At 68.1% G+C, this 11983-nt stretch carries 11 protein-coding genes; 4 read left to right on the forward strand and 7 right to left on the reverse strand.

Annotated features, from left to right (window positions below):
• Positions 1–50: 50 nt before the first annotated feature.
• Positions 51–986, reverse strand: a complete 936-nt coding sequence (locus RTY46_RS14395; RefSeq protein WP_312709194.1) for a 2-oxoglutarate and iron-dependent oxygenase domain-containing protein — start codon at positions 984–986, stop codon at positions 51–53.
• A gap of 193 nt (positions 987–1179) precedes the next feature.
• On the opposite strand from RTY46_RS14395, the gene RTY46_RS14400 reads away from it, so the two are divergent.
• From RTY46_RS14400 to RTY46_RS14410, 3 genes are read left to right on the forward strand one after another with little or no spacing between them, the layout of a single operon-like run.
• Positions 1180–3063, forward strand: coding sequence for a sulfatase-like hydrolase/transferase (locus RTY46_RS14400; protein WP_312709196.1), 1884 nt, complete (start codon positions 1180–1182; stop codon positions 3061–3063).
• A 20-nt stretch (positions 3064–3083) separates the two neighbouring features.
• The gene (locus tag RTY46_RS14405) at positions 3084–4229 is read left to right on the forward strand and encodes a glycosyltransferase family 4 protein (RefSeq protein ID WP_312709197.1); all 1146 of its coding nucleotides are present in this window, start codon (positions 3084–3086) and stop codon (positions 4227–4229) included.
• Positions 4222–5079 carry a polysaccharide deacetylase family protein gene (locus RTY46_RS14410; protein ID WP_312709198.1) on the forward strand — a complete coding sequence of 286 codons (858 nt, stop codon included), beginning with the start codon at positions 4222–4224 and terminating at the stop codon, positions 5077–5079. The genes RTY46_RS14405 and RTY46_RS14410 overlap by 8 nt, the downstream gene beginning before the upstream one ends.
• Positions 5080–5163: 84 nt before the next feature.
• Here RTY46_RS14410 and glmM read toward each other — a convergent pair whose 3' ends face one another.
• From glmM to trpB, 5 genes are all read right to left on the reverse strand, one after another.
• The gene (gene glmM, locus RTY46_RS14415) at positions 5164–6528 is read right to left on the reverse strand and encodes a phosphoglucosamine mutase (protein ID WP_312709200.1); all 1365 of its coding nucleotides are present in this window, start codon (positions 6526–6528) and stop codon (positions 5164–5166) included.
• Complete coding sequence (gene accD, locus RTY46_RS14420) at positions 6528–7403, reverse strand: acetyl-CoA carboxylase, carboxyltransferase subunit beta (RefSeq protein ID WP_312709201.1); 876 nt, start codon at positions 7401–7403, stop codon at positions 6528–6530. The genes glmM and accD overlap by 1 nt, the downstream gene beginning before the upstream one ends.
• 181 nt (positions 7404–7584) lie before the next feature.
• On the reverse strand, positions 7585–8394 hold the full coding sequence (gene trpA, locus RTY46_RS14425) for a tryptophan synthase subunit alpha (RefSeq protein WP_312709203.1): 810 nt from the start codon (positions 8392–8394) through the stop codon (positions 7585–7587).
• 1 nt (position 8395) lies between these two features.
• Complete coding sequence (locus RTY46_RS14430) at positions 8396–9085, reverse strand: hypothetical protein (RefSeq protein WP_312709204.1); 690 nt, start codon at positions 9083–9085, stop codon at positions 8396–8398.
• Positions 9082–10299, reverse strand: coding sequence for a tryptophan synthase subunit beta (trpB, locus tag RTY46_RS14435; RefSeq protein ID WP_312709205.1), 1218 nt, complete (start codon positions 10297–10299; stop codon positions 9082–9084). The genes RTY46_RS14430 and trpB overlap by 4 nt, the downstream gene beginning before the upstream one ends.
• Before the next feature lie 97 nt (positions 10300–10396).
• Here trpB and RTY46_RS14440 point away from each other — a divergent pair, with 97 nt between their 5' ends.
• On the forward strand, positions 10397–11281 hold the full coding sequence (locus tag RTY46_RS14440) for a LysR family transcriptional regulator (protein WP_312709207.1): 885 nt from the start codon (positions 10397–10399) through the stop codon (positions 11279–11281).
• A 99-nt stretch (positions 11282–11380) separates the two neighbouring features.
• On the opposite strand, the gene RTY46_RS14445 is transcribed toward RTY46_RS14440, so the two are convergent.
• Positions 11381–11968 carry a hypothetical protein gene (locus RTY46_RS14445; protein ID WP_312709208.1) on the reverse strand — a complete coding sequence of 196 codons (588 nt, stop codon included), beginning with the start codon at positions 11966–11968 and terminating at the stop codon, positions 11381–11383.
• Positions 11969–11983 lie beyond the last annotated feature (15 nt).

The following is an 11983-nucleotide window of genomic DNA, read 5'->3' on the forward strand; positions in this document are numbered from 1 at the left end:
TGGCCCGGCGCTACCTGTAATGAAAAGGCCGCCTTTCGGCGGCCTCTTCATTACTTCAGCTTGATCTCGCGCAGGCGCTCTTCCAGGAAACCGTGGGCGGTGATCGGCTCCGGGTAGCGGCTGGGATTTTCCGCAGTGATGCACGAGGGCAGCACGTCGATCAGGAAATCCGGGTTCGGGTGCAGGAAGAACGGCACCGAGTAGCGCGGCTGGCGGGCCAGCTCGCCCGGGGGGTTCACCACGCGATGGATGGTGGACGGGTACACATGGTTGGTCAGGCGCTGCAGCATGTCGCCGATGTTGACCACGATGGTGTCGGCGTCCGAGGTGAACGGCACCCACTGGCCATCATGCGACTGCACTTCCAGACCGGCGGCACTGGCGCCGACCAGCAGGGTGATGAAATTGATGTCGCCATGGGCGCCGGCGCGCACGTTCGGGATATCGTCGGTGGTGATCGGCGGGTAGTGGATCGGGCGCAGGATGGAGTTGCCGAAGTTGGTCTTGTCCGCGAAGAAATCTTCCGGCAGGCCAATGTGCAGGGCCAGCGCCGAGAGCACGCGCGAACCCAGGTTGTCCAGCGCCTGGTACAGGCCGTAGCCGCGCTCACGGAACCCCTCGACCTCGGTCGGCCACAGGTTCGGCGCCATGACATCACGGTACTTGGAGTCATCGGCGATCTCGCGACCGATGTGCCAGAACTCCTTCAGGTCGAAGTGCTTGGAGCCCTTCGCGGTTTCCACGCCGAACGGGGTGTAGCCGCGGGCACCGCCGCTGCCGGCCACGTGGTACTTGCGCTTGACCTCGTCCGGCAGGGCGAAGAAGGCCTTGAAGACATCGTAGGCCGCGTCGATGTCGGCCTGCGGGATGCCGTGGTTGCGGATGCCCGCGAATCCCCATTGGCGGTATGCCGCGCCCAGCTCGGCCACGAAGGCCTCACGGTCGCTGTCGAAACGGGTGATGTCGAGGGTGGGGATCTGGCTCACAGCGGTTCCTGGCTTGTCGTGGGTCTGGTCGGCCCGACAGCTGTCTGTGGGCCACCTGAACATTGTGACAGATCGGCCGAAGTCCCACACCGATACATTGAAACAAACCGATACAATGCGCCGCCGCGCGTCTTGACGCCATCGTCACAGCCGCATTCCCTCCCCCCCCTTCCCCGTTGAACCCACCGTCGCCATGGATGCCGCTCCCGCCAACGCCCTCTCCCCGCCCGCACCGGGCGCCGACCGCCGCTGGCAGCGGCTGGCGTGGTGGTCGCTGTTCATCGCCGGCAATGCGGTGCTGGCCGGGCTCATCGCGCTGGGCAACATTCCGCTGCGCGACAATCCCGGCGGCGGGCTTGGCCTGGGCTACCTTGCCGTCGCCCTGCCCGGCCACCTGCTGGCACTGGGTGCGGTGGCCGGACTGCTGCCCCTGGCCCTGGGGCTGTGGCCGCAGCGCGCGCGCATTCTGACGGTATCGGCCATCGTGACGCAGGGATTGTGGCTGTGCCTGCTGTTGGTGGATGCCAAGGTATTCGCTCTGTACCGCTTCCACCTCAACGCCATGGTGGCCAACATGGTGTTCGGCGGTGCCCTGCAGGATCAGGTCAGCCTGTCGTGGAAGACCTGGGCGCAGGCGATCACGATGATCGGCGCATTGTTCGCTGCGCAGTCCCTGCTGGCGTGGGCCTGCTGGAAGCTGCTGCCCGCGACCCGGCTGCGTCGGTGGGTGCTGCTGGCCTGGGCGGCGGTGGCCGTGTGGATGGCCGGCGGCCAGGTTGCAACGGCGTACTACGACGCCCTTGGCGAACGCGCGGTCATCAGCCAGTGGAACTACCTGCCCTGGGCCCAGCCGATCACCGCCAAGAGCTTCATGCGCCGCCTGGGCGTGGTCAGCCAGCCGCAGGCCGGCCTGCCTGATCCTCGCCACGCACAGCTGAACTACCCGCTGCAGCCGCTGCGCTGCCAGAGCCACCAGCGCCCGAACGTGCTGATGGTAGTGCTGGAATCGCTGCGCAAGGACGCCCTGACGCCACAGTTCATGCCCAATACGACGGCACTGGCGCAGTCTTCACGCGTGTACGAACAGCACTTCAGCACGGGCAATGCCACCCGCTATGGGCTCTTCGGCCTGATGTACGGGCTGCCCGGCGGTTACTGGCCCACGATGCTGGCCGAGCAGCGCGGCTCGCAGTTGTTCACGGTGCTGCAGCAGCAGGGTTACGACATGCACCTGTACGGCAGCGCGCCGCTGTACAGCCCTGAGTTCGACCGCACCGTGTTCGCCGACGTGCGCAGCCAGCTGCACCAGGGCCCACGCGATCGTGACTCGGCCGGGCGTGACCGCGCCATCGTCGAATCCCTGCAGCAGGACATCGCCACCAGCCACGACGCGCAGCGCCCGTGGTTCGGCTTCGTGTTCCTCGATTCCACCCACGCGCCCTACCACATGCCTGCCGACTACCCGCCGGTGGCGATGCCGATGGCCGAGGACATCGACTTCCTGAAGTTCGGCCCGGACCACGACCCCACCCCCGAGTTGAACCGCTACCACACCGCCGTGCACTACGCCGACAGCCTGGTGGGGCAGCTGCTGGAAACACTGCGTGCGCAGGGGCTGGAGCAGGACACCATCATCCTGGTCACCGGTGACCATGCCGAAGAGTTCAACGATCTGGGCCTGAACTACTGGGGCCACAACGGCAATTTCTCCGATTACCAGCTGCAGGTGCCGTTCGTGCTGCATTGGCCCGGACAGGCCGCCACGCAGGACACCCGCACCAGTTCGCATGAAGACTGGGTGCCGACGCTGATGCGCCATGGACTGGGCTGTGAGAACGCCCTGGCCGACTACAGCACCGGCCAGGATCTGCTGGCTGCACCGCAGGGCACCCGATCGCTGGTGGTGGAGAGCTGGTCGCAGCGCGCGGTCCGCCATGGCGAGGTGATCCAGGTGTTCGACAAGTTCGGCAATGCCACCACGCTCGACCGCCGCTACCACCCGCTGCCGCAGCAGACCCCCGACCCGGCCAGCCTGCGCGCGGCCTGGGACGCGCTGACCCGCTTCCGTAATCGTTGATCCAAAGGACGGCTTCAACCATGCATCGCCCGTTGCGCATTCTGCATACCGAGGCCGCCACCGGAATGGGCGGCCAGGAGATCTACATTTTCCGCCACATGCAGGCCATGCGCGCGCGTGGCCATGAGGTGGCGCTGTTGTGCCAGCCCCATGCACGCCTGGCCGGGCTGGCCCGCGACGCGGGGTTCACCGTACACACCCTGCGCATGGGGGGGCTGCCGCGCCTGCTGCGCGGTATCTGGTCGGTCGCGCGCCTGGTGCGGCGTGAACGCTATGACGTGGTCAATACCACCAGCCGTCGCGACGCGCTGATCGCCGCTGCCGGTGCACGCCTGGGTGGTACCCCGCTGGTGGTGCGTTCGCGGCACCTGATGAGTCCGGTCAATTCACTGCTGACCTACACCGGGCTGCCGCACCGGGTGCTGACCGTCAGCAGCTTCGTGAAACAACTGCTGGCCGAACGTGGCGTGCCTGCCGCCAGCATCGGCATCGTGCCGCCGATTGCGGTGCCGCCGCAGTGGAGCGACGTCCGCAAGCCTGACCCGTGGCAGTGCCTGCAGGATGTCCGCGCCGAGGTGCGTGCCGAGCTGGGCTTCAGCACCGACGACATCGTGGTGGGCTGCGTGGCCGTGCTGCGTGAACCCAAGGGGCACGCCGACCTGCTGCAGGCCATCGCACCGCTGTGCCAGGCCAACCGCAACCTGCACCTGGTGGTGGTGGGTGACGGCGAGCCGGTGTTGGCCCGCCTGCAGGCGATGCGCGATGCGCTCGGCCTGCAGCACCAGATCCACCTGCTGGGCTACCGCGACGGCGCCTGTCGGCTGATGGCCGGCTTCGACATCTTTGCGTTGGCCTCGCACAAGGAAGCGGCCGGCACGGTGTTCCTGGAAGCGGCGTTCGTTGGCGTGCCGATCGTGGCCACACGCGTGGGTGGCGTACCAGAAATGGTGGTCGAAGGCAGCAATGCGCTGCTGACCCGTCTGGGTGACCGCGCCGCATTGACCGCTGCGCTGCGCCTGCTGGTGGACGACCCCGAGCGCCGCCGCCTGATGGGCCGCGCCGGCTGGGACTGGATGCGCAGCGCGCACCGGTTCACCCCGGCCGGCCACGGCGAAACCACCGAATATTATTATCACCAGTGGCTGAAGGAGCTGGGACATGGCTGACGCTCGTACCGTACCGGTGCTGATGCACCATCATGTAAGTCCGTCGCCGGGCATGATCACCGTGTCGCCGGAAAACTTCGAGAGCCAGATCGCCTGGCTCGCGCGCGAAGGCTGGACGTCGCTGACGCTGGACCAGTACGCAGGCTTCCTGGCCGGCAAACCGATGCCACGCAAGTCGATCGTGATCACCTTCGACGACGGCTACCTGGACAACTGGGTGTATGCCCACCCGATCCTGCAGAAGTACGGCATGCACGCAGTGGTGTTCGTGGTGACCGGCTGGATGGGCGAAGGCCCGGTGCGCGCGCATGCCGGTGTGCCCGGTGCCGTGCTGCCGCCCACGCCGGACCATCGCGGCTGCGAGGCGGCGATCTTCCAGGACAACCGCTGTGACAATGTGATGATGCGCTGGAGCGAAGCGCGCGCCGCCATCGAGGCCGGTACGTTCGAGGTGCATTGCCATACCCACACCCATACCCGCTGGCTGCAGCGGCAGGACCTGGACCGCGCGCAGCGCCGCGATGGCATCGACCAGGACCTGGCCCGCGCGCGGCAGGTGCTGCAGGCTGAGTTGGGCGAAGTGTCGGACACCCTGTGCTGGCCGTATGGCGACTTCGACCAGGACCATATCGAAGTCGCGCGCGCGCATGGGTTCCGCTACCTGCATACCACCCACCCGTTCGGCCGCAACGTGATTGGCGGCGATCCGGAACGCATCTATCGCTTCGCGATCCGCAACCGCCCGGCCAGCTGGCTGCGCAAGCGCATCGCGCAGAGCTACCACCCGCTGCTGGCGCCGATCTTCAACGGCTTCAAGGCACGCCAGAAGAAGATGGTGCCCGGGCCGTAGTTCCTTGCCTGCGGGTCGGCACGGCAGGAACGAAAACGCCCCGGTTTCCCGGGGCGTTTCGCATTGTGCAGGCAGGACCGGAGATCAGGCCGTCGCGGCGGATTTCACTGCGGCCGACAGCCGGTCCAGCGTGTTCTGCATCAGCGTGGCGTCGTCGGCTTCCACGGTAACGCGCACCACCGGCTCGGTGCCGGACGGACGCAGGAACGCACGGCCGCGGCCACTGACCGCCTGCTGCGCTTCCACCAGCGCCGACTGCACGCTGTCGGCCTGCACGGTGGCCTTGGCCGAGACATCGCCCAGGCGCACGTTGACGGTCTTCTGCGGCACCTTCGACAACGGCTGCAGTGCCTGGCGCAGGGTCTGGCCACTGCGCTTGAGCGCCACCAGCACCTGCAGCGCACTGACGATGCCATCGCCGGTCGTGGCGCGGTCCAGGCACAGCAGATGGCCGGAGGCTTCGCCGCCGAGCACGCCGTTGCCTTCGATCAGCGCCTGATGCACGTAGCGGTCGCCCACGTTGCTGCGCTGGAACGGAATCTGCAGCTCGGCCAGCGCCTTTTCCAGGCCGTAGTTGCTCATCAGGGTGCCGACCACCGGACCGCGCAGGCGGCCTTCGGCCTGCCACGCGCGCGCCAGAATGTAGAGCAGGTCGTCGCCGTCGACCGGTGTGCCCTGGTCGTCGGCCATCAGCACGCGATCGCCATCACCGTCGAAGGCGATGCCCAGATCGGCGCCGGTCTCGCGCACCTTGGCGGCAAGGTTGTCGATGTGGGTCGAGCCCACGCCGTCGTTGATGTTCACGCCGTTGGGCTCGGCACCGATGCCGATGACATCGGCACCCAGCTCGCGGAACAGCAGCGGCGCGATCTGGTAGGTCGCACCGTGTGCACAGTCCAGCACCAGGCGCACGCCGCGCAGATCGAACGAGCGCGGCACGCTGGCCTTGCAGAACTCGATGTAGCGGCCCACCGCTTCACGGGCACGTGCCGCCTTGCCCAGCTGCTCCGATTCGGCAGTAGTGAACGGCACATCCAGCGCCGCTTCCAGCGCCATTTCGGTGGCGTCATCAAGCTTCTCGCCATGGGCGGAGAAGAACTTGATGCCGTTGTCGTAGTGCGGGTTGTGCGAAGCACTGATGACGATGCCGGCGTCCACGCCCAGGGTGCGGGTCAGGAACGCCACCGCAGGCGTGGGCATCGGGCCGAGCAGCTGCACGTCGGCACCGGCAGCGACCAGCCCGGCTTCCAGCGCGGCTTCGAACATGTAGCCGGAAATGCGGGTGTCCTTGCCGATCACCACGATCGGGCGACGCCCCTGCGCGCCACGCTGGGCCACCAGCACGCGGCCCAGGGCATTGCCCAGGCGCAGCACGAAATCGGCCGAAATCGGGCTCTGGCCGACGCGTCCGCGGATGCCGTCGGTACCGAAGTACTTGCGGCCTGCCATCACGCCACCTCCGGCCGCGGCTGACGACTGAGCATGGCCAGCAGGTCGGCCAGGCGGTCACGCATTTCGCGGCGGTCGCAGATCTGGTCGATGGCGCCGTGCTCGAGCAGGAATTCCGAACGCTGGAAGCCTTCGGGCAGCTTTTCGCGCACGGTCTGCTCGATCACGCGCGGGCCGGCGAAGCCGATCAGGGCCTGTGGTTCGGCGATGTTGATGTCGCCCAGCATCGCAAACGAGGCCGACACGCCACCGGTGGTCGGGTGGGTCAGCACCGAGATGTAGGGCAGGCCGGCCTCGCGCAGCTTGCCCAGCGCGGCCGAGGTCTTGGCCATCTGCATCAGCGAGAACAGGCCTTCCTGCATGCGCGCGCCGCCGCTGGCGGAGAAGCACACGTAGGGCGCACCGATCTCGACGGCGGTTTCAGCGGCCAGCGCGAAGCGCTCACCCACCACCGAGCCCATCGAACCGCCCATGAAGGCGAAATCGAACGAGGACGCCACCAGCGGGCGGCCCTTGAGCAGGCCACGCATGGCGATCAGCGCGTCGTACTCGCCGGTGTTCTTCTGCGCGATCTTGATGCGTTCGCTGTACTTCTTCTGGTCCTTGAACTTCAGCAGGTCGGTCGGCCCCAGGCGCGCCGCGATCTCGGTAGTGCTGTCCGCGTCAAACAGCGCGGCCAAGCGAGCGCGCGCGCGGATCGCCATGTGGTGGCCGCACTTCGGGCAGACCTCCAGGTTCTCTTCCAGCTCGGGGCGGTACAGCGCGCTGCCGCAGCTGCTGCACTTTTCCCACAGGCCCTCGGGGACGCTGCGCTTCTTGCTGGGGGTGTTGTCGGTGCGGATGCCGGACGGCATCAACTTGCTGAGCCAACTCATGCGGGAGGACACTTCCGTTCAGGGCGGCCCGAAGGCCGCAAAGGCCGACAGTCTAGCGCCGCTCCCCCCGCCCGTGCACCCCCGCGCGTCTGCCGGGGGTTCCGGAAAAAACCATGCTGTGACGTACGTTTAGCGCGGCAACGCCGTGCAGGCAGCGCCGGGCCATGCCCGGGCGCGACCGTCAGGCGTCCAGGGCCTGTCGCAGCGGGGCCAGGAACGCGTGCGCCTGCTGCGCCGCCTGTTCCGGCGATTCGGCATCGGCCAGTGCGGCCACCAGCGCGCTGCCGACCACCACGCCATCGGCCTGCACGGCCATGGCCGCGGCGCTGGCCGCGTCCTTGATGCCGAAGCCGGCCACCACCGGCACCTTGGCGTGCGCGCGCAGGGCCTGCAGGCGCGCACTCGCCGCCTGGCTGTCCAGGCGTTCGGACGCGCCGGTGACGCCGGCGAAACTGACGTAATAGAGATAGCCGCGTGCCAGCCCCAGCAGCGTGTCCGCACGCGCATCGCTGGTGGTGGGCGAGGCCAGCAGCACCAGCGCCAGGCCCGCAGCATCGAAGGCCTGCAGCGCCTCACCGGCTTCTTCCGGCGGCAGGTCGACCAGCAGCACACCATCCACGCCGGCCTGCACCGCCGCCTGCGCGAACGCCGCATAACCATGGATCTCGACCGGGTTCAGGTAGCCCATCAGCACGACCGGCGTCTGCGTGTCACGCTGGCGGAACTCGGCCACCGCCTGCAGCACGTAGCGGCTGCCCGCCCCGCGTGCCAGCGCACGTTCGGAACTGCGCTGGATGGTGGGACCATCGGCCATCGGATCGGAAAATGGCACGCCCAGTTCGATCACATCGGCACCGGCATCGACCAGTGCATGCATGACCGGCACCGTGGCCTCCAGCGAGGGATCGCCGGCGGTGACGAAGGGAATGAGCGCCTTGCGACCGGCGGCACGCAGGCGGGCAAAGCAGGCATCGATACGTTCAACGGACATTTCAGCTACATCCTTCAATCAATTCAACGGCGCCACTGGCGCCCCAGTACATCCTCGATACGACGCCATCGACAATTTCCACCCGGATCGCCAGGTCCGACCCCGGGTCCTGCCAGAGCAGGCTCTCACCGGCTTCCGCATCGCCGCTGGACGGCTGGACGACGGTACCGGTGGGCAGTCGCTGCAGGGCCTGTGCGCGCGGCATGTCCAGATGCAGCCCGAACGGACCGGGCTGCACCACCACCTGGCCGGAATCATCGATGGGCGCCAGGTCGAAGCGCACCACATCATCATCCTGCACCAGCATCGACACGCCCTCGGGCAGAAGACCGCGCTCGTAGTACTCACAACGCCCCTCGGTGGCTTCATGCAGGCCGGCCGAGTGCCACTCGCCTTCCCCCTGCAGTTCGCTGAAGCGCTGGCCCACCAGCACCTCGCCGGCATGGTCCAGCGCCACCGAAACCACTGCGGGCGCCTCATCCATGGCCTGCGCTGCCGGCGGCGCAGGCGCCGGCGCGTCATCGATGGGGCGATGCGCGAGGTCGTCATCGTTGCTGGCCGGGTGCTGCGCAGCGGCAATCGCCGCCGGAGCGGCAGGCGCGGGCGCCAGTACCGGTGGCTCCGGCGGCGCACAGCCGCCCAGGCCGACGGCCAGCGCCAGCACGCCACCGTGGCGCAGCACGCAGTTCACAGCACCAGACCCTCGCGCGCGGCGATGGTGTGCACGTCCTTGTCACCGCGACCGGACAGATTGCACAGCACGATCTGGTCACGCGGGCGTTCACGCGCCAGCTTGATGGCCTGCGCCAGCGCATGGCTGGATTCCAGCGCGGGCAGGATGCCTTCGGTGTGCGCCAGCAGGTGGAAGGCCTGCAACGCCTCTTCATCGGTGATGCCGAGATAGCGTGCGCGGCCGCTGTCGGACAGGAAGGCGTGTTCCGGGCCGACGCCCGGATAGTCCAGGCCGGCGGACACCGAATGGGTTTCGATGATCTGGCCATCGTCGTCGCACAGCACGTAGGTGCGGTTGCCGTGCAGCACGCCGGGGCGGCCGGCGGCGATCGAGGCGGCGTGGCGGCCGGTGTGGATGCCGTCGCCGGCCGCTTCGGCGCCGAAGATCTCGACCTGGCGGTCATTGAGGAAGGCATGGAACAGGCCGATGGCATTGCTGCCGCCGCCGACGCAGGCGGTGATCGCATCGGGCAGTCGACCGTACTCGGCCAGCATCTGCTCGCGTGCTTCGCGGCCGACGATGGCGTTGAAGTCACGCACCATGCGCGGATACGGATCGGGGCCGGCCACGGTGCCGATGATGTAGAAGGTGTCCTGCACGTTGGTCACCCAGTCGCGCATGGCTTCGTTGAGCGCGTCCTTCAGGGTGGCCGAGCCGGAGGTGACCGGCACCACGGTGGCGCCCAGCAGCTTCATGCGGTAGACGTTGATCTTCTGCCGCTCGATGTCGGTGGCGCCCATGTAGACCACGCATTCCAGGCCCAGGCGTGCGGCCACGGTGGCACTGGCCACGCCGTGCTGGCCGGCGCCGGTCTCGGCGATGATGCGCTTCTTGCCCATGCGCGCGGCCAGCAGGGCCTGGCCGATGGTGTTGTTGATCTTGTGCGCGCCGGTGTGGTTCAGGTCTTCGCGCTTGAGCAGGATCTGCGCGCCGCCGACATGGTCGCTCAACCGCTGCGCGTGGTAGATCGGGCTGGGCCGGCCGACGTAATGGGCCAGGTCCCTGTCGTAGGCCAGCTGGAACGCCGGGTCCTGGCGGGCCTGGTCATAGGCCTGGGCCAGTTCCTGCAGCGGGCCGACCAGGGTTTCGGCGACGAAACTGCCGCCGTAGCGGCCGAAGTGGCCCTGGGCGTCCGGGAAGGCGTGGTAGTCGGCAATGGGGGAGGCAGACATGGAAGCGACCGCTGGTTCGAGACAGGTGGATACTCTAGCGCACGGGTCGTGACCGGAATATGGATATTATCTGGCCCATGATGTCAGGAAAACTCACATGAGCACGTCACTGCTGCCGCCCCTCAATGCCCTGCGCGCGTTCGAGGCCACCGCTCGCCTGGGGGGCGTCGGCCGGGCGGCGCAGGCATTGCACGTGACCCACGGCGCCGTGAGCCGACAGCTGAAGCTGTTGGAAGACCATCTGGGCGTGGCGCTGTTCCAGCGCTCCGGCCGTGGCCTGCGCCTGACCGAGGCCGGGCAGCACCTGCAGGCTGCCTGCAGCGACGCGTTCGCGGGCATTGAAAACTGCGTGCGCGAACTGCGCCGCCCGACGCCCTCGCCCGCGCTGGTACTGGGCTGCAGCGGCAGCGTGCTGGCACGCTGGATGATTCCACGCCTGCCCGCGCTGCAGGCAGCGCTGCCAGGGGTGAGCCTGCAATGGTCGGCGCTGGATGGGGCCTTCACTGAAGCACAGGCCGCGCTGGATGCCGTGCTGCTGCTGGCCGAAGGCCCGTGGCCGCGCGGCTGGCAGGTGCGCGAACTGGCCGCGGAACGAGTGGGCGTGGTGGTTGCGCCTTCGCACCCGGCCGGGCAGCGGCTGCGCCATGCCGCGCCGTCGGCCCTGCTGCAGGAGCCACTGCTGCACACCCGCTCACGCCCACAGGCGTGGCCCGGCTGGGCCCAGGCGCATGGGCTGGATGCCGCGCAGTTGCAGCTGGGTACTGGCTTCGAGCATCTGTACTACCTGCTGGAAGCAGCGGTGGCCGGGTTGGGCCCGGCGATTGCCCCGGAACCACTGGTCGCCGAAGACCTGGCCGCAGGGCGGCTGATCGCGCCGTGGGGGTTCTCCGCAACGGGTGGATACTGGGTGCTGGCCTGGCCGGACGGGCCGGTTGACCCGCGCGTGGAAGCACTGGCCGAGTGGGCCATGGCACAACTGTAGCGTCGAGCTTGCTCGACTGGAGCGAAGGCAGTCGAGCAAGCTCGACTCTACTGGACGCGGGGCAAGCTCGACGCTACGGGGTGCGGGGCAAGCGCGGCCCTACAAGCCGTTGGAGAACACGTCCAGGGCTTTTGCACTGACCCACCCCTGTGCACAGGAGCCCGAGGCGGGCAGGCAGGCCTGGCTGCGGTTGCGCTGCAGGTGCTGGATCGGGCGGTCGCCATAGGTGCTGCACAGCGGGCTGCCTGCCTGGCAGGCGGCCACGGTGCTGGCCGGCACCGAGGTAACGAAGTAGTACTGCGGGTTCTGCCCTGCACGGCCGATGGCCTGCACGCAGACCAGTTGGCCCTGCGCGAACCGCGCCGTCGCCACCGCCTTGCTGCCCGTACTGGGCACACGGTCGAGCGCGTCGGCGCCCTTTGCCTCGGCGACGCCGGCGAAGAAGCCCTGCGCACCGCAGCCGGGCGACAGTTCAACGTCATAGAAATCGCCGCTGGCGATGTCACCGGCCGTACATCCCTTGCCCGCCTTGGCGTCCGTGCACTGCACGCCACTGGCCTGCACCAGCGCGGCGACGGGGTCCACCGCCGGCGATGCAGCCGAGGCCTGCAAGGACAACAGCGCGCCGGACAGCGCAATGGAGATGCCTGCGGAACGACACAGCGATTTCAGAGGTGCGAGGGTCATGATCAGTCCTTTGGT

This window comes from Stenotrophomonas sp. (assembly GCF_032056425.1).
Classification (GTDB): domain Bacteria; phylum Pseudomonadota; class Gammaproteobacteria; order Xanthomonadales; family Xanthomonadaceae; genus Stenotrophomonas.